General features: G+C 45.9%; 22 protein-coding genes. 14 read left to right on the top strand and 8 right to left on the bottom strand.

Annotated elements, in window-relative coordinates; all coding sequences use genetic code 11:
* The first annotated feature begins 11 nt into the window (after positions 1-11).
* Positions 12-875 carry an FKBP-type peptidyl-prolyl cis-trans isomerase gene (locus L0659_RS19815; protein WP_235128324.1) on the top strand — a complete coding sequence of 288 codons (864 nt, stop codon included), beginning with the start codon at positions 12-14 and terminating at the stop codon, positions 873-875.
* A gap of 51 nt (positions 876-926) precedes the next feature.
* On the opposite strand, the gene L0659_RS19810 is transcribed toward L0659_RS19815, so the two are convergent.
* From L0659_RS19810 to L0659_RS19795, 4 genes are read right to left on the bottom strand one after another with little or no spacing between them, the layout of a single operon-like run.
* Positions 927-2,054, bottom strand: coding sequence for a DegT/DnrJ/EryC1/StrS aminotransferase family protein (locus tag L0659_RS19810; protein WP_235128323.1), 1,128 nt, complete (start codon positions 2,052-2,054; stop codon positions 927-929).
* Positions 1,981-2,652 carry an acetyltransferase gene (locus tag L0659_RS19805; protein ID WP_235128322.1) on the bottom strand — a complete coding sequence of 224 codons (672 nt, stop codon included), beginning with the start codon at positions 2,650-2,652 and terminating at the stop codon, positions 1,981-1,983. Before L0659_RS19805 ends, L0659_RS19810 begins: the two co-directional genes overlap by 74 nt.
* A 35-nt stretch (positions 2,653-2,687) precedes the next feature.
* The gene (locus L0659_RS19800; protein ID WP_235128321.1) at positions 2,688-3,353 is read right to left on the bottom strand and encodes a sugar transferase; all 666 of its coding nucleotides are present in this window, start codon (positions 3,351-3,353) and stop codon (positions 2,688-2,690) included.
* Positions 3,283-5,691, bottom strand: coding sequence for a thiamine pyrophosphate-dependent enzyme (locus L0659_RS19795; RefSeq protein WP_235128320.1), 2,409 nt, complete (start codon positions 5,689-5,691; stop codon positions 3,283-3,285). Before L0659_RS19795 ends, L0659_RS19800 begins: the two co-directional genes overlap by 71 nt.
* A 209-nt stretch (positions 5,692-5,900) precedes the next feature.
* Here L0659_RS19795 and L0659_RS19790 point away from each other — a divergent pair, with 209 nt between their 5' ends.
* Positions 5,901-6,296 (top strand): DUF1573 domain-containing protein, encoded by a 396-nt coding sequence (locus L0659_RS19790; protein WP_082216708.1) that lies wholly within the window; start codon positions 5,901-5,903, stop codon positions 6,294-6,296.
* A gap of 118 nt (positions 6,297-6,414) precedes the next feature.
* Here the strand turns inward: L0659_RS19790 and L0659_RS19785 are convergent, their stop codons facing one another.
* Positions 6,415-9,321, bottom strand: coding sequence for a putative LPS assembly protein LptD (locus tag L0659_RS19785; protein ID WP_235128319.1), 2,907 nt, complete (start codon positions 9,319-9,321; stop codon positions 6,415-6,417).
* A gap of 75 nt (positions 9,322-9,396) precedes the next feature.
* On the opposite strand from L0659_RS19785, the gene L0659_RS19780 reads away from it, so the two are divergent.
* From L0659_RS19780 to L0659_RS19765, 4 genes are all read left to right on the top strand, one after another.
* Complete coding sequence (locus L0659_RS19780) at positions 9,397-10,191, top strand: N-acetylmuramoyl-L-alanine amidase (RefSeq protein WP_235128318.1); 795 nt, start codon at positions 9,397-9,399, stop codon at positions 10,189-10,191.
* 42 nt (positions 10,192-10,233) lie between these two features.
* A complete protein-coding gene (locus L0659_RS19775; protein ID WP_235128317.1) occupies positions 10,234-11,199 on the top strand; it encodes an MlaD family protein in 966 nt (321 codons plus the stop codon).
* Between the two features lie 122 nt (positions 11,200-11,321).
* Positions 11,322-12,935 carry an acyl-CoA carboxylase subunit beta gene (locus L0659_RS19770; RefSeq protein WP_235128316.1) on the top strand — a complete coding sequence of 538 codons (1,614 nt, stop codon included), beginning with the start codon at positions 11,322-11,324 and terminating at the stop codon, positions 12,933-12,935.
* A 22-nt stretch (positions 12,936-12,957) separates the two neighbouring features.
* The gene (locus L0659_RS19765; RefSeq protein ID WP_235128315.1) at positions 12,958-13,836 is read left to right on the top strand and encodes an NAD(P)-dependent oxidoreductase; all 879 of its coding nucleotides are present in this window, start codon (positions 12,958-12,960) and stop codon (positions 13,834-13,836) included.
* Positions 13,837-13,880: 44 nt separating this feature from the next.
* Here the strand turns inward: L0659_RS19765 and L0659_RS19760 are convergent, their stop codons facing one another.
* Positions 13,881-14,171, bottom strand: coding sequence for a hypothetical protein (locus tag L0659_RS19760; RefSeq protein WP_235128314.1), 291 nt, complete (start codon positions 14,169-14,171; stop codon positions 13,881-13,883).
* Positions 14,172-14,268: 97 nt separating this feature from the next.
* On the opposite strand from L0659_RS19760, the gene L0659_RS19755 reads away from it, so the two are divergent.
* The 5 genes from L0659_RS19755 to L0659_RS19735 all read left to right on the top strand — a co-directional run bounded on the left by L0659_RS19755 (position 14,269) and on the right by L0659_RS19735 (position 17,431).
* Positions 14,269-16,209, top strand: coding sequence for an SGNH/GDSL hydrolase family protein (locus L0659_RS19755; protein ID WP_235128313.1), 1,941 nt, complete (start codon positions 14,269-14,271; stop codon positions 16,207-16,209).
* A 66-nt stretch (positions 16,210-16,275) separates the two neighbouring features.
* On the top strand, positions 16,276-16,539 hold the full coding sequence (locus L0659_RS19750; protein ID WP_235128312.1) for a DUF4160 domain-containing protein: 264 nt from the start codon (positions 16,276-16,278) through the stop codon (positions 16,537-16,539).
* Entirely contained in the window at positions 16,539-16,838 is a 300-nt protein-coding gene (locus L0659_RS19745; RefSeq protein WP_235128311.1) for a hypothetical protein, read from the top strand. The genes L0659_RS19750 and L0659_RS19745 overlap by 1 nt, the downstream gene beginning before the upstream one ends.
* A gap of 85 nt (positions 16,839-16,923) precedes the next feature.
* Complete coding sequence (locus L0659_RS19740; protein WP_235128310.1) at positions 16,924-17,163, top strand: hypothetical protein; 240 nt, start codon at positions 16,924-16,926, stop codon at positions 17,161-17,163.
* Positions 17,147-17,431 carry a type II toxin-antitoxin system RelE/ParE family toxin gene (locus tag L0659_RS19735; RefSeq protein ID WP_235128309.1) on the top strand — a complete coding sequence of 95 codons (285 nt, stop codon included), beginning with the start codon at positions 17,147-17,149 and terminating at the stop codon, positions 17,429-17,431. Before L0659_RS19740 ends, L0659_RS19735 begins: the two co-directional genes overlap by 17 nt.
* A gap of 1 nt (position 17,432) precedes the next feature.
* Here the strand turns inward: L0659_RS19735 and L0659_RS19730 are convergent, their stop codons facing one another.
* Both L0659_RS19730 and proC read right to left on the bottom strand, forming a co-directional pair.
* Positions 17,433-18,332, bottom strand: a complete 900-nt coding sequence (locus L0659_RS19730; RefSeq protein WP_235128308.1) for a DUF1338 domain-containing protein — start codon at positions 18,330-18,332, stop codon at positions 17,433-17,435.
* Positions 18,333-18,365: 33 nt separating this feature from the next.
* The gene (proC, locus tag L0659_RS19725) at positions 18,366-19,169 is read right to left on the bottom strand and encodes a pyrroline-5-carboxylate reductase (protein WP_235128307.1); all 804 of its coding nucleotides are present in this window, start codon (positions 19,167-19,169) and stop codon (positions 18,366-18,368) included.
* Between the two features lie 310 nt (positions 19,170-19,479).
* Between proC and L0659_RS19720 the strand changes: the two genes are divergently transcribed.
* The 3 genes from L0659_RS19720 to L0659_RS19710 are packed head-to-tail and all read left to right on the top strand — an operon-like array spanning position 19,480 to position 26,359.
* Positions 19,480-22,908: a DUF2126 domain-containing protein gene (locus tag L0659_RS19720; RefSeq protein WP_235128306.1), complete on the top strand. Its 3,429-nt coding sequence runs from the start codon at positions 19,480-19,482 to the stop codon at positions 22,906-22,908.
* 30 nt (positions 22,909-22,938) lie between these two features.
* Positions 22,939-25,494: a circularly permuted type 2 ATP-grasp protein gene (locus L0659_RS19715; RefSeq protein ID WP_235128305.1), complete on the top strand. Its 2,556-nt coding sequence runs from the start codon at positions 22,939-22,941 to the stop codon at positions 25,492-25,494.
* Positions 25,484-26,359 (top strand): transglutaminase family protein, encoded by an 876-nt coding sequence (locus L0659_RS19710; RefSeq protein ID WP_235128304.1) that lies wholly within the window; start codon positions 25,484-25,486, stop codon positions 26,357-26,359. Before L0659_RS19715 ends, L0659_RS19710 begins: the two co-directional genes overlap by 11 nt.
* The last annotated feature ends 38 nt before the right edge of the window (positions 26,360-26,397 follow it).

Here is a 26,397-nt window from a genome sequence, read left to right as displayed (position 1 = left end):
AGGAAAAAGAAATGAAGCGAATTAATTTATCATTGGTCATCGTATTTGCCCTGCTTATCGGTTTGTCGGGTTGTATGGATAAGGACAATACGGATGACACTGCGAAAGTGAAAGAAAACGAGGTTGCGATCGAGAATTATCTGAAAACAGACAGTCTTGGGTCAAAAGCCATCAGAGACAGCTCGGGGCTATATTACATTACCCGCGTTGCCAATCCGAACGGTCAGCTCGCGAAAAGAGGCGATGCTGCAACCATTAAGTACACAGGTTATCTGCTTGACGGAACCAAAGTGATTTCTTCAACTGTGGATAGCAAAACAACATTCACTTTCCCAGTGGAAGGTTACCTATTCTGGGGTGGCATTGAGCGCGGCATATTTTTGATGAAAACAGGCGAGAAAACAACATTCTTTTTGCCATTCTATCTGGCATCAGGAAATGTAGACAAAGTGAACATCCCCGCATATTCACCGATCCGTCTCGAAGTTGAATTTATCAAGACCCGCACAGAACCACAGCAAATTGATGATTTCATCGCTGCAAAAGGTTACAAAAATGTGGAAAGAACTAGTGATAATCTGGTTGTAATCCGGACTAACACTGTAACCGGTGACACTTTGGGATCTGGTAAAAGTGTGAGCGTGAAATATGTCGGAAGGACATTGGATGATACGAAGTTTGATGAAAGGACAAGTTCATTTACAACCGGAACTGCCGGGACGATCCCCGGATTTGACCGTGCACTTCGTAAGCTACGCAGAACAGAAAAGGCGATCATCATTTTCCCTTCTGCGCTTGGTTACGGAAAGAATGGAAACAACGCAATTCTGCCTTATGCACCACTTCAATTCGAAGTTGAGGTTCTGAATAATTAACATTAGCATATCAGTAAATAAATGTCCGCGAAATCGCTTCGCGGACATTTTTTATGTAAAAACCTTCGTAATGATATTAGCAACGCGCAGCAAATCTTCCGCTGTGAGGCTTGAACCGGATGGCAGGCAAATGCCTGATAGAAATAATTCAGCGGCAATGTTACCACCAAAATAGGGCGCGTCTTTGAACACTGGTTGTAAATGCATGGGTTTCCACAAATGCCGGGATTCAATGTTGTTTCTTTCCAATTCTGTGATAAGTGTTCTTGGGGCGATTCCGGATTGTTGGAAATCCAATGTCAGTGCAGTCAACCAGCGATTGGAAAAGCATTCAGCAAGTTCGTCCTGGAAATTGATTCCGGGTAATCTTTTCAGGGCTTTTTGATAAAACGCATTATTCGCCCTTCTTTGATTTATTCGGTGTTTCAAAATCTCCATTTGCCCTCTTCCAATTCCCGCGCAAACATTACTTAGACTGTAATTGTAACCGGTTACTAAATGCTCATAATGCGGTTTCGGATCTCTTGCCTGACTAGCCAAGAACCTCGCTTTTTCAATAAGTTTCGAATCTGCTGACCAGAGCGCTCCGCCTCCTGATGTTGTAATGATCTTGTTACCATTAAAGGAGAAAATGCTCATTAAGCCAAACGAACCCACTTTCCTGCCATTATACTCGGAACCAAGCGCTTCGGCAGCATCTTCAACCATCGGAATGTCATAATGAACGCATAATGTTGAAATTTCAGCCATACGTGCAGGCATTCCGTATAAATGCACAATAATGATCGCTTTTGGCTTTTTGCCTTTATCGATATAATGCTTAATTGCACTTTCCAATGCATCCGGACACACATTCCAGGTAACCGGTTCACTATCAACAAACACCGGTGTGCCACCTTGATAAACAATCGGATTAGCACTGGCTGCAAATGTTAAAGACTGACAAATGACAATATCGCCTTTTTCAATTCCTAGTAAAACCAATGCAAGATGCAACGCCGCGGTCCCCGATGACAATGCTGCCACACGTCCGCAGCCGATGAACTCTTCGATCTGTTTCTCAAAAGCATTCACATTTGTTCCCACCGGTGCGATCCAGTTTGCATCAAATGCCTGTTGAATGTAAGTCATTTCCGTCCCGCCCATATGTGGGGGCGAAAGCCAGATTCTCTTTTCCATAGTGTGTTTGTTTAATGATCCGGGCAGGATTTCCACGGACGATGGCTCCGTCCGGAATGTGCTTCGTCACAACGCTTCCAGCACCGATGACGCAATTTTTACCAATAATAACATTGGGAACGACCACACTTCCGGCGCCAATCAATGTGCATTCCCCGATGCTAACATTGCCGCAAAGCACGGAACCGGGCCCAATGTGGACGAAATCCGAAATCCTGCATTCATGTTCGACTATCGAGCCTGTGTTAATAATGCAATGGTTTCCAATAACCGTTTCTGTTTGAATAACAGCCCAATGCAGAACAACATTACCCACGCCGAATTGAACATTAGACTCGATGAGGCAAGAAGAATGGAATACATTTACGAAGCTATGATCAACTTTTAAAGCCAATTCTTTACGAATAAAATTGTTTCCAATCGCAAGGATCAAAGGCTCGTGAACAAACAAATCCGGATTGTAAATGTTTATGACAGAACTGCCCGCAAAAGTTTTTCGGGCAGGATTATCATCAAAAATCGCATGAACTTCGATTCTGAGATCGAGAAGCAAACTAACCATTACTTTGGCGTGACCGCCAGCGCCGTATAGGAGCATAATGTTTAAGATAAAGTGTGTTAAATGAGTCAATATCAACCTTCAAATCTTTCAAATGACGACTCTTGCGGCTCGCTTGTTTTTTCGAAAATCAATAAGAAGGTCAAATACAAGATCTTTATATCCAGCTTGAAAGAACGGTTTTCTACATACCAGATGTCGAACTCAAATTTCTTGTCCCAGGTGATTTGCGTGCGTCCGTTAACCTGCGCCCAGCCTGTTAAGCCGGGCAGGACTTTGTGACGTTTGCGCTGTTCAGCATTATACAAGTCAAGATATTCCGGAAGTAATGGTCTTGGTCCTACCAGGCTCATATCACCTTTCAGCACATTCCATAGTTGTGGGATTTCGTCTAATGACGATCTCCGGAGAAATTCGCCGAATGGCAAGATAGATGGCGGCGCATCAGGTTCGCAGGATGTCCTCTGAGCATCGGTTAATGTCCGGAATTTAATCAAAACAAAAATCGCCTCTCCAAGCCCGGGCCGCCTTTGAAAAAAGAACACATTGCCTTTGGTTTCAAACCAAAGGACAGAGGATATTATAAAAAAAAGCGGCGACAGGATGATGAGTCCGGTCGCCGCTAAAAATATATCTAAAACTCTTTTGCCTATTTTGAAATAAACAACGTCAGAAAAGCTCCGGGTAATGTTCCGGGTTTGCTTCTCGCATGGTTCGGTAGGCTGCTTCGAAAATGTCATCTGCGTTTGGTTTAGAGAAATAATCTCCATCCGATCCGTACGGAGGACGGTGATCTTTCGCCGAAACGGTTATGGGCGCAGAATCCAGCCAGCGATAAACATTTTGCTTCTCCACAACTTGCTGCATCATATAAGCAGAAGCGCTTCCCGGCAAATCTTCGTCAGCGAAAATAACCCTGTTGGTTTTTTTGACCGATTCCGCAATGCGGCTGTGAATGTCAAACGGCAACAAAGTCTGCACATCAATAACCTCTGCTTCAATGCCTGATTTTTGCAACTGAGCAGCGGCTTCCATTACTATACGGCACATTGAGCCGTAGGTCACAATGGTAATGTCATTTCCTTCACGAATTATTTCCGGTTCGCCCAATGGGACGCAGATTTCGCCGATATTATCAGGTAAAATTTCTTTTTGGCGGTAAGAATTAAGCGGCTCAACGATTAAAGCCGGGTCATCACCTTTGATTAATGTATTATAAAATCCTGCGGCCTGCACAAAATTCCTCGGCACAATCACATGAATGCCACGAAGGCTGCTCAGCATCGTCCCCATTGGAGAACCCGAGTGCCAGATACCTTCGAGCCTGTGCCCGCGCGTACGAATGATCAATGGTGCTTTTTGGCCGCCAGCTGTTCGGTAACGTAATGTTGCCAGGTCGTCGGTAAGCGTTGCCAATGCGTAATAGATGTAGTCAAAATATTGGATCTCGACGATTGGCCTTAACCCGCGCATTGCCATTCCAATTCCCTGTCCTACAATGGTTGTTTCCCGGATCCCCGTGTCTGTAATCCTTAATTCACCAAACTTTTCCTGCAAGCCCGCCAATCCCTGATTTACATCGCCTATGAAGCCCACATCCTCGCCCAGAGTCACCACGCGTGGGTCTCTTTCAAAAAGTGCATTAAAATAGGAACGAATGATCTCCCTGCCGTCAACCGTAGGACTATCTTCTGAAAATTCGGGTTTTACTGCGGCGACATTTAGCGGGGAATCGGCAGAATCGCTGTAAAGATGGGTGCTGAAACGCTGTGCGTTGTCTTTCAGGCTATTTTGAAGGCATGCTTTGAGCGCATCTTTTGCTGGATTTTCTTCTCTTCCAAGCAGCCGAAGTGCTTTTCGAATGCTGGAAACCATATCCCGTCTTACCGGTAAATACGTTTTGGAGAGTTCCAGGACAATGTTGCTCAGTTCGTTGGAATGCGCGCTCGAACGCATGGCATCTTGTAGGAGCTGGATCGTTTCGAGATATTCTTTATCCAGTTCCTTGCGGTAAGCCTGCCAGGCCTGGTTGCGCGCATTATGGGCAGTTTCTTTGGCTTCAACTTCTATTTGTTCCAGTTCCTCGTCCGTTGCATAGCCGTTTTGCAGGATCCAGTTTCGAAATATCACATTACAATCCCGCTCATTTTCCCATTTCAGCCGCTGCTTGGATTTGTATCTTTCATGCGAGCCGGAAGTGGAATGTCCCTGCGGCTGCGTAAGCTCGGTAACATGGACTAAAACAGGGATCCGCTCTTCCCGACAAAGCGCAGCAGCCCGTTGGTAGGTCTCAATTATGGCCGGATAATCCCAGCCTTTTACAGTAAATATTTCGAGTCCGAGCTCTTCCTCATTGCGTTGTAAACCGGCCAGCGCCTTGGAAATACTTGATTTTGTAGTCTGATATTCAACAGGAACCGAGATGCCATACCCGTCGTCCCAAACCGAAGTCAGCAGTGGAATTTGCAAAACGCCGGCCGCATTCATCGCTTCCAGGAACATGCCCTGGGAAGTGGAAGCATCGCCGATCGTTGCGAATACAATCTCATTTCCCTGACGCGTAAAGTTGGTCAGATCATGCAGATCTTTATTGTTCCTGAATAATTTTGAAGCATATGCAAGCCCCACAGCACGTGGAATCTGGCCTGCTGTTGAAGAAATATCACAAACGGAATTATAGAGTTTTGTCTGGTCCAGCCACTGGCCGTTCTCATCCAGCCACCGGGTAGAAAAATGGCCGTTCATGGATCTCCCGCCCGTACTAGGCTCATGTTCGAGATCTGCGTGGGCGTACATTTGTGCAAAAAATTGCTGCCAGCTGACATTTCCCAGCGCCGCTTCAATGGTCTGGTCGCGGTAATATCCTGAGCGAAAATCACCCAGTTGAAATGCTCTCGACAAAGCGATCTGGGCTACTTCCTTACCATCTCCAAAAATACCAAATTTAGAACGGCCACCCATGGTATCCTTCCTTCCCAGCAAACTCACCTGACGACTTTCGCAAGCGAGGCGATAGTCTTTGGTGATACTCTCCTTACTCAATACACTGGAACCGGTCAAACTATCATTTTGAAGCATAAGCAAAATTTACTTGGAATGAATCCGTAGTTAAATTACGTTTTTTTGAATGCAAGCCAAAATTATGCAGGAAAATAATAAACACCGCAGCGACACGTATAACTTTCGGCAGCATTGTTAATATTGGTTAATGATTATTAAATTTAAATTTTATAACTTAATCTTGTTTGCTAGTTACTTTTTTCACCACTAAATGTATAGTTAGTATCATGAAAGTATTTTTTTCCGCGCTGGTTTTATTGGTAGGCTTGTCCACCGTTAGTTTTGCGCAAAAAGGTGTGTTGAAATTCAAAGAAGAAACACACAAATTCGGTAAAGTACCACAAGGAACGCCGGTAACGCATGAATTCGTTTTCACAAACACGGGTTCTGATCCTGTTGTGCTCTCTAACGTAACTGTATCTTGCGGATGTACAACGCCAGTTTGGTCAAAAGAGCCGGTACTTCCAGGTAAAACGGGTTCTGTAAAAGCGACATTTAATGCAGCAGCAGCAGGTCCTTTCAACAAGCCTGTAACTGTTTTCAGCAACACGGAGGGAGGTTCAATCACTTTGTACCTGAATGGTGAAGTTGTTCCGAAAGCAGCAGCAAAATCTTCCAAATAATCCCAAAAGGTTATTTGATTAAAATGGCAGTCCGGAAAACGGGCTGCCATTTTTTTTGCGTTAAACTAAAACGTTATGCACGAATGCGTTTAGACTGAATGTTGATTTCAGCTCAATGTTAATAAGCAGACCTGTCGTAGAACGAGCGGCGGCGTGTCACTTTCAAATCTTGCAGGATGCTGGATTTTACTTTTAAAGTGAAGTTGTAGTTGCTTACGCGTGAAGCACTTCCAGCAAATGGTGTCCAGCTGAAACTCATATCCCAGCAATGCAGGTCACGGTAAAGGGTTAATGATGTAATGGTAGGCTCAAATGCAGTAAAGTCAAAACCGGTGTTAACACTCACTTTGAAGTTTTTGGACAAACTAAGATCGCCTGTAACCTGAACGGCCTGAATGAGTTGCGCTTTGGAAAGCCCGGGCTTGGTTAAGCCGAAGTTATAGTTCAGGGACACATTCCAGGGAATATTGAAATCAACATAGAGTTCCGGATTTTGCGCGATAAATTCGCGCTGCTCCTCCGTGACGGTTGGGTTTCCATTCGCTGGCGGCACCACAGGTTTGGTTTTATCTGAGCTTTTCGGCGCAAAGCTGGTTCCTAATGTGAAGCCCAGGTTTTGCAAATTTGCCAACCCTTGTCCTTGCGTGATCGCATATTTATTCACCTTCGTTCCAACCTGATTGCTCAAAACCCTCGGATTCGCTTCATATGCGTAAGGATCCAGGTTCATATTGAAGTTCAGGTTCAGGTTTTTACCAATTCGCGCGTTCGCATTAACCGTAATGTTGGACAGGTTCAGCGAATCGGCCAGCAGGTTATAATTTCCTCCCAAACTCAGGTTATCCAGCAGTGACACTTTCTCAAATTGTTGGGCAGCCGTGTCGCTTTTGGTTTTCAGTTTCATTTCAAATGAGTTGTTCAAACTGAAAGAAACGACGCTCGAAGCGCGCCCGTTGCTTACGCCCGTCCCTACACCTCTGAACCTTGACAATGAATATTCACGGTCTATCCCGCGCGTTTTAATGTTTACTTTTTGATAAAAACCAAAAGCGTCACCTGTAAAATCCGGCGTATAAGTAAATGATAACGAAGGAATAACAGTATGGCGGATCGCTTCCAGTCGCTTCCCCTTGACGAAGAATGTTCCGTAAAAACGGGTGTTAACCCCTGCTCCGAAATTGTAGGAATATTCCGTTCCGGCCTGCTTTAATGTATCAATGCGCACCAGGTTTCTCTCAACCGAATAAGCGTATTGTTTGGTAAAAACTTCACCCTGTAATGAAAGGCTCGGCGTAACATTGACAAATCGTAAAACCTTGAAGTTAGGAAGTGAAATAGGAAGGCTGTAACGACCGGTAAACTGCGCATCCTTCAACATTTCCGGAAGGTTGTTAAGGTTAAATGCGACAATTTTTGTGGTCCGGCGGGTAGGATCGATATCGTTGATGATTGAGAAACCCAGACTTGCAGAGTTTGTATCTATTGGTGTCAGCGAGTTGGTCAATTCATAATTCCCACTGAAATCAAGTCCCAAACGGAAGCTTTCATACCACCGGCCGCGCCCGCCTTTCAACGCAAAGGGAGCAATCTGGTTTACACCAAAGCTGAAATCCGTTGATATGTTCGTTTTTCCGTCCTTTTTTCTTCCGTTAGCAGCAGGATCAGGGTCAACTTGGCCGAAGTTCTGATTCACCCGCAAACTCCCCGCAGCCCGCATAAACTGCCCGAAAGTGCGGTTGTACTGCACGGACGAACTGGCCACATTCGAAATATATTTGTTGGTTTCAAATTCCTGTAACTGGTTGTAGCTGTTACTACTCACATTCACATTGGCCGAAAATTGCGAATTGCCACGCGGCCTCGGCGCATGCGACCAGATAATGCTGAAATCATTGGTTTGCCCACGGCCCAGGTCCCTGTCGACCTCATCGCTTGACTTATTTTTGTTGAAGCGCAATGCGAAATTACCATTGTACTGATAACGTCTCGAATATGTTGACGCAACGCCCAATCCCCAGCTGCCCGTTGAATAGATCTGTCCTGTAACCGATGCATTGATGTACTCACTGATCGCAAAGTAATAACCACCTTCTCTGAGGTAAAACCCACGTCCATTGGGTTCTTCACCATAAGTAGGGAAAAGGATCCCGGAAGTGCCGTTCTCTTTCTTTTTTGGAAAAGGAAAAAATCCGAAAGGAAGCGCAATCGGCAGCGGGACGTCGCTGATCACCAGGTTGAAAGGCCCGGAAATAACCTGCTTTTTATTCACCATCTTAATCTTCGGCGCATTGATATAATAATGCGGATGCGTCAGATTACAGGTCGTATACATGGAGTGGCGGATGTAGAAATTGCCTTCCGCATCTTTTTTTACCTTTTCCCCCCGAATGTTCCCATCGCCTTCCTGGGTGACAATGCCTTGAATCAGGGCCTTTTTTGTCTTGAAATTGTATCGGATCTCCTTCGTGTTGTAAGTCTCCGGCCCATCCTGAAATACCGGATCGCCGATCGTTTTTTTGGAAGTAGAATCGGCAGGATCCGTGGTCCCGACGGCGTAAACCTCATTGGTGATCCAGTTAAGCCGTATATAATTGGCTTTCAGGTTAATGGTCCCGTAAGTAACCTCCGCATTTCCGTATAAATGCACCTGCTTCAAAACAGCATCCGTGATCGTGGAATCTTCTGACGTATATTTCACAGTGTTTTGAAGGTCATCCGGATTGGATAAAGAGTCAACTGCCGTCGAATCCGTTAATCCTTTGTTCGTGAGGGAAGTATCTCCTGGTGTGGCTGCACCATTGATGGACGTAGCATTCTTCCCGGCACCGGTTGTGTCGATGCCAGCTTGTTTTTTTACAGCAAGGAGAGAATCCGCTGTCTGTTTGGCAGAAGTTGTAACGTTCGGCTTACCCTGATTTTTCCCGGTCCTCTTAGTGCGTTGCTGTACACAGGCTACTGTGCTGAATATAAGAAACGCCGCAACTACTGACGATATAATAATCGCCTTTCTTTTCAGTTCTAACAAATAGCGTATTTTTGCATAACGAATTTCAAAATTAGCAGAGAAACCTCTAACGAGTAACGCCCTAATTAAAAAATAATGTTAAAAGTTCTTAAATTAGTAATTGCCGCAAGCACCCTTTTTACAAGTCTCGCTTTTGTTTTCCAAGATGATCCCGCTCCGGCAAAATCCAGCAGAGTAAAAACAGTCGTTATTGACGCCGGCCATGGAGGTAAAGATCCCGGGACCCGCGGACGTGTTACTAAGGAGAAAGACGTGGCGCTAGCAGTTGCTCTTGAACTTGGGCGAAGGATCAAAGAAGAAACTCCGGAAGTAAAAGTACTATATACCAGATCAACTGACGTTTTTATTGAGTTAGGAGAGCGCTCAGCTTTTGCAAACCGCAACAATGCAGACCTCTTTATCTCGGTTCACTGCAACGCTACACCCAGCTCCCGGTCGGTAAGAGGAACCGAAACATTCGTGATGGGTTTGCACAAAACGCAAGGAAACCTGGACGTTGCGAAGCGGGAAAACTCGGTTATTTTGCAGGAAACGAACTATAAGCAAAAATATAAAGGCTTTGATCCCAATTCTCCGCTGGCGCATATTATGCTTGCCAATTACCAGAGCGCATTTATTTCCAGCAGCCTTCGCTTTGCTGATCTGATCGAAAAGAAATTTCAATCTGTGTCGGATCGCGACAGCCGTGGGGTGAAACAAGCCGGATTTTTGGTGTTATGGAGATGTGCTATGCCAAGTGTTTTGATCGAAACAGGCTTTTTATCCACGCCGGATGAAGAGGAATATCTGGGTTCCGACGAAGGCCAGAGAGAAGTTGCGGAATCCATTCATCAGGCGTTTATGGCATACAAGAAAGATATGGACCGATAAAATACGGTAATATCTTATATTTCGGTTTCAATACATTAGCCCATGAAAATATCAAGAGAAGCAAAAGTTGGGATAATGGCCGTATTTGCCATTGTCATGTTATATTTCGGCTTTCACATCCTAAAAGGCTCCGACGTTTTTTCCAGAACCCATAAATACTACGTGCTTTACGACAACATTGACGGCCTTACCGCATCTAACCCGGTGTTGCTGAATGGATTAAATGTAGGACGCGTGCAGGAGATCAGATTATTGCAGAATCGCAAAAACCAGTTATTGGTAAGCATTGATGTGCAAAAAGGCGTTATTATCCCAGGCGGAACGGCTGCAATCCTTGCCGATGGCGGCTTGCTGGGTGGGAAAGTAATTAATCTCGCAATAGGAACCGGCCCGGCATTGCAAGAAGGCGATACATTGGTTTCGCGCAAAGAAGCAGGAATTTCAGCGGTATTACAGCAGCAGGCATTACCATTGGTCAATCACGCCGATTCGCTCATTAAAAACCTGGATGTAGTGGTGATGGGTTTTAAAGAAACCGGTTTGATATTGAACCAGGTGCTTAAAAACTATAACCAGACCGGAACGAATTTGCAGGGGTTACTGGATGAAAATCGCGCTAACCTGGTCGCCTTAACGTCGAATCTGAATAAACTTTCCACATCACTGGTCGAAACGGAAAAGGAGCTGAAACCGCTTCTGGCTAAAACAGGCACATTAGCAGACTCGCTGAATGCATTGCGGCTGGGAGAAACAGTCCAGAATGCAAACAGGACCATTAGCGAACTGCATACATTGCTGGCAAGCGTTGAATCCGGCAAGGGAACCGCCGGAAAGCTCATTAAGGACGAGACGCTCTATAACAACATTGACCGCACCATGGTAAGCCTTAACAAGCTTCTGACAAACCTGCGCGAGCATCCGAAACGTTACATAAACATTTCTGTTTTTGGTAAAAAAGACAAAGGGCCATCCGAATCGCCGCTTGATACCACCACGGTCATCAAGTAGGAATTCTGTTTTTCAGCATTAGTAAATAAAATTGAAGTCGTTTGCTTACGGGTAAACGACTTTTTATTTTTGGAAATAAACCTGACCTTCCGGCCAGTGGCGAATTACATTACTTCATCAATATGACCAGTCAAGAAAGTCTTCCCCAATTGATCCAGGTTCTTCAAGAAAAATACGAGCAGGTAAAACTCGGCGGCGGTCAGAAGAAAATCGAAGCGCAACATAAAAAAGGCAAGCTTACCGCCCGGGAAAGAATTGATTATCTGATTGATACGGATTCTTATTTCCTGGAAATCGGTGCTTTTACGGCGGATGGCATGTACGCAGCGGAAGGCGGCTGTCCTTCTGGCGGCGTGGTTGCGGGAATTGGCTATGTGTCCGGAAAACAATGTATGATCGTAGCCAATGATGCCACGGTGAAAGCAGGAGCCTGGTTTCCGATTGCTGCCAAGAAAAATTTGCGTGCACAGGAAATTGCGATGGAAAACCGCTTGCCGGTGATTTATCTGGTGGATAGTGCAGGCGTTTATCTGCCCATGCAAGCGGAGGTCTTTGCGGATAAGGAGCATTTTGGCAGGATTTTCAGGAACAATGCGCAAATGTCTGCAATGGGCATTGTGCAGATTTCCGCCATTATGGGCAGCTGTGTGGCGGGAGGTGCCTATCTGCCTATAATGTCGGACGAAGCATTTATAGTAGAAGGGACGGGCTCCGTTTATCTTGCCGGACCTTTTCTGGTTAAATCATCCATTGGCGAAGATGTGGATTCCGAATCATTAGGTGGCGCTTCCATGCATTGCGAGATCTCAGGCGTGACCGACAACAAATTTCCTGATGATAAATCCTGTTTGGATGCCATTAAGCGGCACATTGATAAAATAGGACGGCCCGCTTCCGCAGGTTTTGACAAAAAAACACCCATTCAACCCAAGCGTATTCCCGAAGAAATTTACACCCTTTTACCCACCGACCGGCTCAAACCCTACGATATGCGCCACATTCTGGAATGCATTGTGGACGATTCGGAGCTGGATGAATACAAACCTGACTACGGCAAGACATTGATTTGCGCCTATGCGCGTGTGGATGGATGGGCTGTCGGCATTGTGGCCAATCAGCGCAAAATGGTCAAATCGGGCAAAGGCGAGATGCAGATGGGCGGGGTGATTTACGGTGAATCGGCGGATAAGGCTGCGCGGTTTATTATGAATTGTAACCAGAAAAAAATTCCGCTGGTTTTCTTCCACGATGTGACTGGCTTTATGGTAGGAAGCCGCGCCGAGCAGGGCGGCATCATTAAGGACGGCGCCAAAATGGTGAATGCTGTTGCCAATTCTGTTGTCCCGAAATTCACATTTATCGTCGGAAACTCTTATGGAGCAGGCAATTACGCCATGTGTGGAAAAGCTTATGATCCACGGCTGATCTTCGCCTGGCCCACAGCCCAAATGGCTGTAATGAGCGGCGCAACCGCAGCAAAAACGTTGTTACAAGTGCAGACAGCCACATTAAAAGCAAAGGGCGAGACTATTACGCCGGAAGCTGAAAAAGCATTGCTCGACGAAATCACAGATCGTTATAACCAGGAATTATCTCCTTACTACGCCGCGGCACGGTTATGGGTCGACGGTATCATTGATCCGGTGGAAACCCGGAAAATTATCTCCATAGGCATTGCAGCAGCAGATCAGGCTCCGATCGAGAAGCCTTTCAATGTTGGGGTTATGCAGGTTTGATTTTACTTAAATGTTAAATATTATGTCTGAAAAAATAGCATTCCTTGGTTTAGGAAATCTCGGAACACCCATTGCAGAAAGTTTGATTAAAGCAGGTTACGAGCTAACCGTTTGGAACAGAACAGCTTCCAAAGCAGAGCCTTTGGTAAAATTAGGCGCAAAAGTCGTTGATAATGCCATTGACGCGATTGAGACTGGCGGAATCGTCATTTCCGTGCTGGCGGATGATTCGGTCGTTGAAGAAGTTTGCAATATGGAACTGGTAGAAAAACTTGGCAAAGGCGGTATTCACATTTCCATGAGCACCATTTCACCAGAAACTTCACGTCAGCTGAGCCAGATACACGATTGGTATGAAGCCACCTACATTGCCGCACCCATTTTTGCAAGGCCGGAAGCAGTGGTTGCGGGAGTTGGCAACATTGCGATTTCGGGTAAAGCGGCAGCAAAGGAAATTGCAAAACCAATCTTGCAGGGTTTTGTCAAAGGGATTTATGATTTTGGGGAAGATCCGGGAGCCGCTAATGTGGTGAAACTAGCCGGAAACTTCATGATCGCGGCGAGTTTGGAAATGATGGGAGAGGCATTCACCATGGCTGAGAAAAACGGCATTTCCCGGCAAAGCATTTACGAAATGCTCACCCAGACATTATTTGCAGCGCCTATCTTCCAGAATTATGGAAAATTTGTTGCTAATAATGTGTACGAGCCAGTCGCATTTAAGCTTGCGTTAGGTCTGAAAGACATTAACCTGACGTTACAAGCGGCTTCGGACGTGCATGTCCCCATGCCTATGGCAGACCTGATCCGGAACCGGTTTATTTCCGCACTTGCCAAAAAGCGGGGTAATCTGGATTGGAGTGCGCTGGCGCAAGGCGCTTCCGATGACGCCGGGGCATAAAAAAAGGCTGCCTAAGCAGCCTTTTTTACTATTTAATGAGGCAATTAATTGTTCTCACTAAATTCAAGTAACATCTCATCAGTTATATTATTCTTCTCTTTAAAGTCAGTGACTGTTTCTGTGAAAGAGGTATGGAGACCTTCTACGAGTTCCAGGTTTTTGTAAATGCCGTCGTAGATTTCATTTAGTGTTTTATCCAAACCTTCAACATTCAAATTCATGTTCTCCGTTTCGATCTGACCTATTTTTTTAATAACTGCGGTCTCACTGTTTTTCAAGTCCTCTATTTCACGAAGAACCTTCTCCATGGTCTTAAATTTTTCGATCTTATCCATAAGTCTTCTTTAATATAGTTTGAAGCTAACACCTCAAATATCATACCAAGTGTGAAAGTTCACCGGTAAATCCGGCTAAGATTTTTCTTTATCCGGCATGACGAAGCGAAATTTAATTGGGATATGGTTTGCGGTTCTGTTGATCTCAGGGCAATTTATTGCCGCTCAGCCTGCTGAGCAAACATCAGTTTGGAAGGGATTTGAAAAGGTGGAATTCACTTTTGAAAACCGGAGTGCATGGTATGTAAAACCGCAGAAGGCCATTGCCGGCAACCCCTGGGTGTGGCGCGCACATTTCCCAACCTGGCACACAGAAATGGACAGTATCTTGCTTTCACGCGGGTTCCACATTGCCTATATCAACACCAACGACCTGTTTGCCCATCCCGAAGCCATGCAGGCTTGGGATGCTTTTTATGATTATCTGGTAAATCAAAAGCAGTTTGCACCCAAAGTGGCGCTTGAAGGTGTAAGTCGTGGCGGATTATATGTGTATGGCTGGGCAAAGCGCAATCCGCATAAAGTGAGCTGCATTTACGCCGAAGCACCCGTTTGCGATCCCAAAAGCTGGCCGGGGGGAAAGGGAAAAGGGTTAGGGTCTGAAAAAGACTGGGCAGCATGGCTGAAACTTTTCAACCTTTCGGAGGAAGAAGCTGCGAAGTTTACGGACATTCCGTTGAATGATCTGGCCGGGCTCGCATCATTTAAAGTGCCCATTGTTCATCTTATCAGTCTCAACGACAAGCACGTTCCGGCCGAGGAGAACAGTGATTTGTTGGTAAAAAACTACATGCAGCACGGCGGGCCCGTCAGTGTTTATCCCATGACGCGCGGCGATCAGGAAATGGATGGACATCATTTCCCGATCGAGCATCCCGAATATTTTGCAAATTTCATTGAACAGCATAGTGTCCCTGTGCAGAAAATCCTGTCGCACAAACCTTATATTCAGGTTAATAAGGGATTGGGTAATGCTTTTGAAAAATTCAAAAAAGAGAAAAAAGGCACTGTTGCATTCCTGGGTGGGTCGATCACGCATAATCCAGGCTGGCGGGACAAAACGGCACAATATCTGAAAGAACATTTCCCTGAAACCGACTTTACCTTCATTGCAGCAGGCATTCCGTCGCTGGGGAGCACGCCGCATGCCTTTCGGTTTGAGCGCGATGTGCTGGCAAAAGGCACGCCGGATCTGCTTTTTCTCGAAGCCGCGGTGAATGACAGGGGAAATGGTTTCAGCGAAAAAGCGCAGGTTCGCGGCCTGGAAGGGATTTTACGGCATTTATATGCAGTAAACCCCAAAGCGAATGTGGTTTTAATGGCCTTCGCCGAGCCATTGAAAAATACAGATTATGAAAAAGGTAAGGAACCGCTGGAAGTGGCTGTCCATGAACGTGTGGCAAAACATTACGGAACGGCATACATTAACCTTGCAAAAGAAGTCTACGACCGCATTACAGCCAGGGAATTTTCGTGGAAATATGACTTCAAAGACCTGCATCCATCTCCTTATGGTCAGGAAGTGTATTTTCAAACCATTAAAGAACTGATCAGAACGGATAGCAGCGCGGCTACAAATGCGATCAAACTGCCGGCACCGCTGGACAAATTTTCCTACGAAAAAGGAAGCTATCACGAAGTTGCCGAAGCTAAAAACCTAAAAGGATTCGCACTAAACCCTGACTGGAAACCCGGTGACAAAACACCTACCCGCCCGGGCTTCGTCAATGTCCCAATGCTGGTCGGCGAAGTCCAAAACGCCTCTCTGGACTTCGAATTCAAAGGCCGCGGAGTAGGCATAGCCATCATTTCCGGCCCCGACGCAGGAAAAATCACATACACCATCGACGGCAAAAAGCCCAAAACCCTGGACCTCTTCACTCCATGGAGCAACCAGCTCCATTTACCCTGGTATCTCATGCTGGGCGACGAACTCTCCTCAGGCAAGCACAAATTACAACTAACCATTTCAGGAGAAAAGAATGAAAAGAGCGCCGGCAACGCTTGCCGGATTGTTTATTTTTTAGTGAATGAATGATTCCATAAATTTGACTAAGCGATAAGCCGCTTGTTTAATCAATTTCACACACTTAAATGCGAACCGATGCCTGAGATTTCTCGTTTTTTTGGAATAGTGATTTACATGTATTTCAAAGATCATTTGCCACCACATTTTCATGCGGAGTATGGCGACCAGGAAGCACAATTTTCTATTGAAACGGGAAACATCATCGTTGGTGATTTGCCACGAAAGCAAATCCGCCTTATACAAGCCTGGGTCGAGCTATATAGAGATGAGCTGACGATTAATTACCACGAGTCTCAAAAGGACAACGGGCAGTTTAGGAAAATAAAACCTTTGCAGTAATGAATCCCAGGGTGAATGAAATATTATCAATTGAGCCGTTCACTATCAAAGCTTTATGGAGCGATGATAAGGTACGGACCATTGATTTTGGCTCTTTTCTTTCAGACTATTTTCAAAAGGAGCAAAGCATTTATTTTAAAATTCTCAATGAAGAACAATTCCGCAAAGCAAAAACTGACGGAAAGACTATTTATTGGGAAAATGTAGCTGAAATGGTTGATTATGATGGTAAGTTAGTCCCAGCACCGCTCGATTTTTGCCCGGATGTGTTATTCGCACAATCGGAGCTGATCTCCTGACTTAATCTTAAATTGCTTAGAGAACATAGTTGGTTTTGAATCGATAAATTTAAGCGTAACTTGGAATGGACAAATTGAAAGTGGTATGAGCAAGAATGATCTTAAAACTAGCCTTCATGCGCTTATTGATAGCATTGAGGATTCTACAGTTTTGCAGGCATATTTGATTTTGCTTTCCAGGGAGGCCAAATCTCAGGAAGACTTTTGGCATAATGTCGATGACGAAACAAAAACCGCTATCAATGAAGGACTAGCTGACTTTGCTGCTGGCCGTGATTCCGATTTCTTTGGCTACATGAAGTCTTCGCATGGCATTGAACGTTAGGTTGTCTGATAGGGCAAGAGGCGATATCGAAGAGATTTCGACCTATCTGGCTGAGAATTTTTCAGAAAAATCCAAAATCGATTTCTTAATCAGGCTGACTGACCAACTAAAACTGATCAGTGAAATGCCTTTTATTTTCAGAGCCTCTGCCACAAAAGCTGGCGTGAGGGAATGTGTTTTGAATAAGCATACGATCATATACTATCCGGTAACCGATCAGCTTATACAAGTGCTTACCATCCGAAATACAAAAAGAGACAATGCTTAACTCACTTCCCAGTCTGAGTGGTGTAAGTGCTCTCGAAAATCTTATCTGCATTTGCGGCTTCGAATCCGTCCCGGCGGTGTTTCCTGGTGATTTCGGCTGGGGGGATGTTTTGGAAGTGGGGTAGGACTTTTCGTTCTGCGAATTCTACATAGGAACCGGCAATTTCCAGATGCTCGTTGTTTGCGAATTCTGCGTCGATCATTTTGGCAACGGTGGCGCTTTGGAGCAGGCCGCCGTCCGGGCTGATTTTTATTTTTCCTCCCGATGTATTTAAGCGAATGCCATTCTTTTCCAGAAATTCATTGAATGCGGCAACTGTGTTATAGCCATCGGGCAAGTTATGCACGCTGATTGTGAAGTGGTTGAGATAATATCTGTTGTAAATCACCCAGGCCGCATATTCGCTTTCCTGCAAAAGTGTCTTGTAGTCCGCCACCGTCGGCGTGCGCCATAATGGTTGGTGGAGGAAGGCGTCAACTTCCTCGCCATTGTCAAGATTTAATGCGTCTACGGGATCACTGGTTACTTCGTCGGTGTAACTTTTAATGATGCGCTGGCTTTCTCCGGAGAGGTCACCAACCCGCAGTTCACTCACGAAAATGCGCGGGTCGGATTCCCTGGGCGGGCTATACCACCAGGCATCGAGCTTTTTGCCTTCGAAAAAATAATGATCCCGCTTTTTGTAACCATAATGCAGGAATATCTTCTCAAATGACTGCACTCCCAGGTGCGGAACTCCCATTGTCCGGAATGCAATGTGGTCATTTTCAATGTTGTCCGCGCTGCTTACAATGCCGTCGTTCACCATTGCATTCAAAATGATGCTTACATCCGGGACGCGCTCTTTATACCGGCGCATCAGTCCGTTTAATACAATAACAAGCGTATCTAATTTGTTCATAGTGGTTGTGTAAAAAGTGTTTTTTGGGTGATGCTAGCCTTTCGATAGTTCTGCGGAGCGCTTCTGAGCGGCGATGATGCCAGTCTTTAATGTCTCATCGAGCCCCCCGGCTTCAAATTGCTTTAATGCAGCTTCGGTCGTTCCACCTTTGGAAGCCACTGCCTTAATCAGTTCATCCAAAGATTTATCAGCCGTATTGATCAAATGAAAAGATCCAAGCATGGTCTGTTTTACTAATAGCGCAGCCACCGACTCTTCAAAGCCCATTTGCTTGCCGGCCTCGATCATCGCTTTGACCACATAGAAAAAATATGCTGGCCCGCTGCCGCTCAACGCCGTCACTGCATTCAATTGATCTTCATCTTCTAAAAATACCGAGCGGCCTGTTGCATTGATCAGGTTTTCGACTTTTCTCAGCTGGTTAATGTCCACTTCCGGCGAGGCGGAATAAGCCGTAATGCCCATCCCGAGCATTGCCGGCGTGTTTGGCATAGCGCGGATCACCGCTTTATGGTCCAGTGCATTTTGTATAATTTCAATTGTTACACCCGCCATAATGGAAAGCACAACCTGGTTTGGCTTTACAACTTCCCGCAAAGCCAATGAAACAGAAGTGAAATCCTGTGGCTTAACTGACAAAATGATCAGGTCATATTCACCAATCTGCGGCCCGATAATGCCCGTAATGACGCCCGGCTGGAATGCGTTCAGGCTTTCCATCCGGTCTTCGCTCTTTTCAACCAATAAAAAGTCTTCTTTTTTTACCAGGTCAAATTTCAAAAAAGCGCGCGCAAAGGCCATTCCCATATTGCCGCAGCCGATTATTGCAATTTTCATTTTGAGGATAATGTAATTGTAAAGGTTTTGAGCGAATTACGTAACTTTTAAACAATTATCGGCTTTTGAAGAGCCATTTAGCGGAAAATTTGGAAGGAATAGCGCAGATGTGAGGCATGTTAGAAAACATATGCCGTTATTGCAATGTTCAAAATAGCAACTTCGAATGTGTGTTTTAATGAGAAATTATATTTTGTGTAAATGATTTTATCAGAATAAATGTTTTGAAAAATTGGTATAATACATTTTTTTAAAGGCGCATGAATTGCTTGGCGCCGAATTAACCAAAGACTATTGTAATACTTCAACTATGGCTATAAAAGTTGCTATTTCCCATAAAACAAAATACCAGTTTGACCGAAGCGTTTCACTCTCACCGCATATTTTCCGGCTTCGTCCTGCCCCGCATTCCAGGACGGCCATCGAAGGTTACTCGTTAAAAATTAAGCCTGATAACCATTTTATCAACTGGCAGCAAGATCCTTTCGGCAACTATCAGGCAAGAGTCGTGTTTCCGGAAAAAACTACGGAACTGAGCGTTGAGATTGAGGTTATTGCCAAAATGCAGGTCATTAACCCTTTCGACTTTTTTGTGGAAGAGTATGCGGAAATGTATCCGTTTTCGTACGAGCAGACTTTGAAGAAAGAACTCGGCCCGTATCTCGAACCCCGAGAAGCCAGTCCGGCGCTGATGGAGTGGGTTGAAAATGCAAAGGTTAACAGGGATATTAAGATCGTTGATTTCCTGGTTCACCTTAACCAGCAGATTTACAACGCAATACATTATAACATTCGCATGGAAGTGGGCGTCCAGACCTGCGAAGAAACGTTGAATATCAAAAGCGGGTCATGCCGGGATTCTGCCTGGCTGTTCGTGCAGATATTAAGGCATTTGGGCATCGCTTCACGCTTTGTTTCGGGCTATCTGGTGCAGCTAACTTCCGACATTAAGTCGCTGGACGGCCCTTCCGGTCCGGAGGAAGATTTTACAGATCTGCATGCCTGGACAGAGGCTTATGTTCCCGGCGCAGGCTGGATTGGTCTGGACCCAACTTCGGGACTTTTCGCTAGCGAAGGGCACATTCCACTTTGCTGCACACCCGATTACGCCAGCGCGGCGCCCGTTTCCGGTGCGACGGATATTTGCGAGGTTACATTTGAATTTGATAACAAAGTTTTCCGCATCCACGAAGATCCGCGGGTTACCAAGCCCTACACTGAGGAACAATGGGCGGCTGTCATGCAGGTTGGCCATGATGTGGAAAAAGATTTGCAGGAAGGTGATGTGCGCCTGACTATGGGCGGCGAGCCGACATTCATTTCTATTGATGACTTCGAATCGGCGGAATGGAACACGGCGGCTGATGGGCCGTTGAAAAGGCAGTTGGCTTACGACTTGTCATTAAGGCTCAAAAATCGGTTTGCGCATGGTGGACTTTTGCATTTCGGTCAAGGAAAGTGGTATCCCGGCGAGCCCTTCCCGAGATGGCAATATGCCCTTTACTGGCGAAATGACGGTGTTCCGATGTGGCGCAACGATGATCTGGTTACAAAGGAAGGCCAAACGAAATACACATTCCGCGAGGCTGAAATATTTACAACAGAACTAACAAAATATCTCGGCTTAGATACAAACAACATTACGCCAGCTTACGAAGACCCGATTTATTGGGCGATGGAAGAGGGCAAATTGCCGGTTAATGTTGATCCCTTGAAAGTCAACCTCAAAGATTCCATTGAAAGGAGAACATTAGCGAAGTTGCTTGAAAAAGGCCTTAATAATCCTGCCGGCTTTGTTTTACCTATTAAATGGAATGAAAAAGGACAGCATTGGTCGAGCTCTGCGTGGCAGTTTAAGCGCAATCATTGTTTCCTGGTTCCGGGAAATTCGGCAATCGGTTTCCGGTTACCCCTGAAATCTTTGCCGGAAGTTGCCAAGGCGCATCGCGAGCAGCCGGTGGAGCGGAGTCCATTCGAAGATCTGCCGCCGCTAATTGATTTTAAACCGGTTGTAGAATCACGTTATGGATCGGTTGCGCCGCCTTATGAGCTTCCGGTGAATGCGATTTTTGAAGATGAGGAAGATGAAGATGAAAAAGAACTAACAGACAAAGAGGCGGAGGATAAACTGCTTTTTGAGCTCCCCATCATTAAAACTGCGCTTTGCGTGGAGGAGCGGGACGGCATTATTTATGTGTATTTGCCGCCCACGGATTATCTGGAACATTATCTGGACCTGATGGCCTCCATTGAAGCCACAGCTGAAAAGTTAACAATGCCCGTCCGGATCGAAGGGTATGCGGCACCAACCGATGCCCGGGTTCAGAAACTGATCGTTACGCCCGATCCGGGGGTTATTGAAGTGAACATTCATCCTGCGAAAAACTGGCAGGAACTGGTTGATAATATCAGCGCACTTTATGAAGAGGCGTTCTTTTCAAGACTGGGCACGGATAAATTCATGGTTGACGGCCGCCATACCGGAACCGGCGGAGGTAACCACGTCACCATTGGGGGCGCGACACCTGCGGACAGCCCTATTTTAAGGCGTCCCGACCTTTTAAGAAGCTTGATCACCTATTGGCAGCATCATCCGGCATTGAGTTATCTATTTGCGGGGCCGTTCATTGGTCCTACAAGTCAGGCTCCGCGGATTGATGAGGGCCGGGACGAAAAGCTTTACGAGGTTGAAATCGCATTTGAACAAATTCCCGAAGGTGAGGAAGTGCCTTTCTGGATGGTGGACCGCATTTTCAGAAACTTGCTGGTGGACATTACCGGAAATACGCACCGTTCGGAGTTTTGCATGGATAAACTTTATTCGCCTGATTCTGCAACGGGACAGCTGGGGATCCTGGAATTCCGCGCATTTGACATGCCGCCGCATAAGCATATGAATTTGGTGCAGACATTGCTTGTACGCGCATTGATCGCCAAATTCTGGAAAGAACCTTATAAGCATAAGCTCATTCGCTGGGGCACAGAATTGCACGACCGTTTCCTGCTGCCGCATTTTGCCTATCTGGATATGGTAGACGTGGTTAGGGATTTGAAAGAGGCGGGTTACAACTTTGATATTTCCTGGTTTGACCCATTCTTCGAGTTCCGTTTTCCACATTATGGCGGCATTACGGTTGATAACATTCAGCTCGATCTGCGCCTGGGCATTGAGCCGTGGCATGTTTTGGGAGAGGAATTATCCAATAGCGGCACGGCGCGTTTTGTGGATTCGTCACTGGAACGCTTACAAGTGAAAGTAAGCGGATTTGTGGAGGGAAGGCACATTCTGGTTTGTAATGGTTGCCGTGTTCCCTTGCGCAGTTCGGGGATTAAAGGTGAGTTTGTGTCCGGAATTCGCTACAAAGCCTGGAACCCGCCATCCGCATTGCACCCCACGATCGGAGCCGATGCGCCGCTGGTTTTTGATATTGTGGATACATGGAATAACCGTATCTTGGGTGGTTGTACTTATTTCGTTTCACATCCCGGCGGCCGGAGTTTTGATACATATCCGGTCAACAGTTTTGAGGCAGAATCGCGGAAAATAAGCCTTTTCCAGGGTTTTGGACATACGCCATCGGCCAAGCAGGAAGTGCCTATTCTGGAAAAATCAACGGGCAGCGTTTCGCGGTTTATTGCGGAGACCAAAAAAGAAATGAAAAGCGATACGCCGATAGAATTAATCAATCCGGAGTATCCAAATACGCTGGATTTACGTAAATACTGGAAATCCAAATAGATTTGCAGGACAAACCCTACTGATTGAATTATGCTTACCGAGGCTCCCGTGGATCTTTTACAGTCATATCAAAGCGGGCTTAGTTCTTACGACGAAGTGCTCGATCTGAATGGTAATGTAAAGCCGTACTGGAAAGCCCTTTTTTCTAAACTGGAAAAGCTAGGCCTGAATGAGCTGAAAAGCAGGAACCAGGAGATCATCAGTAAGCTTCGTGAAAATGGGGTTACTTATAATGTCTACGGCACGCCCGACGGCCTCAACCGTCCCTGGCAGCTGGACCCGATCCCTTTTTTGATCGAACAAAAAGAATGGAACGGCATTGCCAAAGGTTTACAGCAACGCGCCATCCTGCTCGATTTAATCCTGAAAGACCTTTACGGACCAAGAAACCTGGTTAAAGATGGCATTATTCCCGCCGAACTGGTTTTTGATAACACTGGCTTCTTTCGTCCTTGCGTGGATATAAAGGTTCCCGCCCAAAAACAGCTGACGCTTTATGCAGCGGATATGTCGCGTGGGCCGGACGGGCAAATGTGGCTGGTGGATAACCGGACGCAGGCGCCTTCGGGTTCGGGTTATACATTGGAAAACCGTGTGGTGATGAGTAAGCTGCTTCCCGAACTGGCTGAGGGAATGTATGTGAGTAAATTATCGCCGTATTTCAACAGTCTTCAAAACACGGTTTTAAAACTATCCGATAAAAGGAAAGATGCTCCTAACATTGTTTATCTGACTCCCGGGCCAAATAACGAAGCTTATTTCGAGCACGCTTATTTGGCTTCCTACCTGGGTTACACGCTGGCACAGGGCGACGATCTGCTCGTTCGCAATGGCAGTGTTTGGCTGAAATCGATTGACGGTTTGCAAAAAGTGGACGTCATCATCCGCCGTATCGATGACGACTGGTGTGATCCGCTGGAATTGCGCGAGGATTCAAGATTAGGTGTTCCGGGATTGTTACAGGCCATTCGGCTTGGGAATGTGCAGGTTTTGAATGCACCGGGAACAAGCGTGTTGGAAAATCATGCATTTCACGCCTTCATGGGCAATATATGCACATATTTTTTAGGTGAAAAACTCATTATGCCGTCCGTTGCCACCTGGTGGTGCGGGCACTCGAAAGAGCTTAAATATGTGCTGGATCACATGGATGAGCTGATTATCAAGAAAGCAAACCGAAAAACGAGGTTCAGGTCTATTTACGGCAGGCTGCTGACTTCTGATGAGAAGGACGACCTGAAAAGAATGATCATTCAGCGTCCGCACGAGTTCATTGCCCAGCAGGAAGTAAGCTTGTCCACAACGCCATCGCTGATCAATGGTAACATTGAACCGCGCTATGCTGCATTAAGGGCTTTTTTGGTTGCTGATGAAGATGGTTATCACGTGATGCAGGGCGGATTGACAAGAAGCTCGCCGGTGAAGGACCGTTTTGTGATTTCAAATCAATACGGCGGATTGTCGAAGGACACGTGGATTGTGTCTGATAAAACGGAAGATATTCAGGAGAAGATTGTTTATACATCCCCGGTTTCGGTTAATAAGCACGTCTCGCTCCCGAGCCGCAGTGCGGAAAACCTTTTCTGGATCGGCCGTTATTGCGAGCGGACGATGGCTGTGATCAAGTTTATGAACATTACCATTAATGTGCTGAACCTGGACAGGAATTTCGGCGGCTCGGCCAAGCAGGAGCACATTAAGATATTATTGCAGTCATTAACCCACCTTTCGTCCACATATCCGGGGTTTCTGAAGGAAGAAGATCTGATGGCAGATCCTTATACTGAGATCATTGACCTTATTTCCAACACTGGCAGGGCAGGAACCATTGCAGCCAATATCGGTTCATTTTTGAATGCAGTAGGCGCAGTAAGAAACCAGTGGGACCAGGAGATCTGGCGAATCGTGGACCTCATCGATAATGGTTATCACGAGATCCGTAATGCCTCATCTATGCATAACAACAACATTCAGAAGACATTGGATGGGTTGTTTAATAATATGTTCACATTCCTGGGCGTGATCGCTGAAAGTATGCCACGTGATAACAGCTTTTTATTGCTGGAAACGGGCAAGCTTATCGAGCGGATTTTGTCGCGTGTGAGCGTGATCCAGTCTAATTTTGGTGTCAAAAATGCTCCCGGCGTAGAAAATGAGCTGATAGAGGCCACATTGATCAACCATCATTTACTGGTTAATTATCGTCAGATATATAAGTCGCATTTAAGTGTGGAAGCGATGCTGGATATGGTTTTGTTGGAAAAAACATTGCCTTACTCACTGGTTTACATGCTCGATGAGCTCAAAAGCAACATTGGCAGGCTGCCCGTAACAACCCGAAGCGAGCGGCTTAACGAGGCCCAGAAATACGTTTTGAAAGCATCTACACTGGTGAAGCTGGCCGACGTAACCGAGTTGAGCAAATGCAATAATGTGTTTGAAAGGCAGGAATTATTTCATCTGCTTTCCGAAGTTTCCAGGCTTATTGGCTCCGTTTCAGTGAATCTGACGAACATGTATTTCAGCCATACGCTCATGCATCATTCATTTTATGATCCTATGGATTACAGCACGGATGAAATATAAACTGATCCATAAAACGGAATACAAATACGCAGAAGCCGTGAACAATTATCATAGCCTGCTATGCCTGACGCCCCGGTCTTTGCCTGATCAGTTGTGCAAGAATTTTACCATTAACATTTCTCCGGAGCCTTCGCAGATCATTGATCGGAAGGATTTTTACGGAAATACAACCCATTATTTTTCCCTGCATTCGCCGCATAAGACGCTTACTGTGCTTACAACGGCCATGGTTGAGCGGCTTGTGGATGCCAACGGGTCATTGTTTTTGCCTTCGGAAGAGTCGTTTGAAATGGCCCGGCAGCGCTTGCTTGGAGATCGCGCGATGAAAATTTCTTTGCTGGAATATATGCTCCCGAGTCCTATGGTCAAGTGGGACCAGGAGGTCCGTGAGTTTGCCCGCGATTGTTTTCAGGAAGACATGCCTTTGTATGAATGTGTAAAAACGCTTTGCAGCAAGATTTACAATCAATTTGACTTCGTTCCTGATTTTACGACAGTTCATACGCCCATTAAGGAAGTGCTCGCTGCGCGGAAGGGTGTTTGTCAGGATTTTTCGCATCTGGCCATTGCCTGCATCCGTAGTTTCGGGTTTGCAGCGCGTTATGTGAGCGGTTACCTGGAAACATTGCCGCCGCCCGGAAAACAGAAATTACAAGGCTCCGACGCCTCGCACGCCTGGATTTCGGTTTATATTCCCGATCATGGCTGGTGTGATTTTGACCCGACAAACAATGTTGTTCCGGGAGAACGGCACATTGTCACTGCCTGGGGGCGTGATTACAGCGATGTGCCGCCATTAAAGGGGATCATTTTCAGTTATGGAAAGCATACGCTTTCGGTGGAGGTGGATGTGATTCCGGTGTGAAGAATAGTTCGGATAAAGAATTTGAGAATTGACCTTGT

Source organism: Dyadobacter sp. CY347 (genome assembly GCF_021502655.1).
In the GTDB taxonomy this organism is placed as follows: Bacteria; Bacteroidota; Bacteroidia; order Cytophagales; family Spirosomataceae; genus Dyadobacter.
The sequence above is the reverse complement of the archived record's forward strand: the minus strand, read 5'-3'. Positions and strand labels throughout refer to the sequence as shown.

What these genes read in the sequence shown, in the direction of transcription:
- L0659_RS19780 (WP_235128318.1), top strand. Translation starts at nt 9,397, where the DNA reads ATGTTAAAAGTTCTTAAATTAGTAATTGCCGCAAGCACCCTTTTTACA.
- L0659_RS19775 (WP_235128317.1), top strand. Translation starts at nt 10,234, where the DNA reads ATGAAAATATCAAGAGAAGCAAAAGTTGGGATAATGGCCGTATTTGCC.
- L0659_RS19800 (WP_235128321.1), bottom strand. Translation starts at nt 3,353, where the DNA reads ATGACATTTTCGAAGCAGCCTACCGAACCATGCGAGAAGCAAACCCGG.
- L0659_RS19760 (WP_235128314.1), bottom strand. Translation starts at nt 14,171, where the DNA reads ATGGATAAGATCGAAAAATTTAAGACCATGGAGAAGGTTCTTCGTGAA.
- L0659_RS19740 (WP_235128310.1), top strand. Translation starts at nt 16,924, where the DNA reads ATGAGCAAGAATGATCTTAAAACTAGCCTTCATGCGCTTATTGATAGC.
- L0659_RS19810 (WP_235128323.1), bottom strand. Translation starts at nt 2,054, where the DNA reads ATGGAAAAGAGAATCTGGCTTTCGCCCCCACATATGGGCGGGACGGAA.
- L0659_RS19750 (WP_235128312.1), top strand. Translation starts at nt 16,276, where the DNA reads ATGCCTGAGATTTCTCGTTTTTTTGGAATAGTGATTTACATGTATTTC.
- L0659_RS19730 (WP_235128308.1), bottom strand. Translation starts at nt 18,332, where the DNA reads ATGAACAAATTAGATACGCTTGTTATTGTATTAAACGGACTGATGCGC.
- L0659_RS19795 (WP_235128320.1), bottom strand. Translation starts at nt 5,691, where the DNA reads ATGCTTCAAAATGATAGTTTGACCGGTTCCAGTGTATTGAGTAAGGAG.
- L0659_RS19765 (WP_235128315.1), top strand. Translation starts at nt 12,958, where the DNA reads ATGTCTGAAAAAATAGCATTCCTTGGTTTAGGAAATCTCGGAACACCC.
- L0659_RS19720 (WP_235128306.1), top strand. Translation starts at nt 19,480, where the DNA reads ATGGCTATAAAAGTTGCTATTTCCCATAAAACAAAATACCAGTTTGAC.
- proC (WP_235128307.1), bottom strand. Translation starts at nt 19,169, where the DNA reads ATGAAAATTGCAATAATCGGCTGCGGCAATATGGGAATGGCCTTTGCG.
- L0659_RS19805 (WP_235128322.1), bottom strand. Translation starts at nt 2,652, where the DNA reads ATGCTCCTATACGGCGCTGGCGGTCACGCCAAAGTAATGGTTAGTTTG.
- L0659_RS19755 (WP_235128313.1), top strand. Translation starts at nt 14,269, where the DNA reads ATGACGAAGCGAAATTTAATTGGGATATGGTTTGCGGTTCTGTTGATC.
- L0659_RS19745 (WP_235128311.1), top strand. Translation starts at nt 16,539, where the DNA reads ATGAATCCCAGGGTGAATGAAATATTATCAATTGAGCCGTTCACTATC.
- L0659_RS19715 (WP_235128305.1), top strand. Translation starts at nt 22,939, where the DNA reads ATGCTTACCGAGGCTCCCGTGGATCTTTTACAGTCATATCAAAGCGGG.
- L0659_RS19815 (WP_235128324.1), top strand. Translation starts at nt 12, where the DNA reads ATGAAGCGAATTAATTTATCATTGGTCATCGTATTTGCCCTGCTTATC.
- L0659_RS19770 (WP_235128316.1), top strand. Translation starts at nt 11,322, where the DNA reads ATGACCAGTCAAGAAAGTCTTCCCCAATTGATCCAGGTTCTTCAAGAA.
- L0659_RS19790 (WP_082216708.1), top strand. Translation starts at nt 5,901, where the DNA reads ATGAAAGTATTTTTTTCCGCGCTGGTTTTATTGGTAGGCTTGTCCACC.
- L0659_RS19735 (WP_235128309.1), top strand. Translation starts at nt 17,147, where the DNA reads ATGGCATTGAACGTTAGGTTGTCTGATAGGGCAAGAGGCGATATCGAA.
- L0659_RS19710 (WP_235128304.1), top strand. Translation starts at nt 25,484, where the DNA reads ATGAAATATAAACTGATCCATAAAACGGAATACAAATACGCAGAAGCC.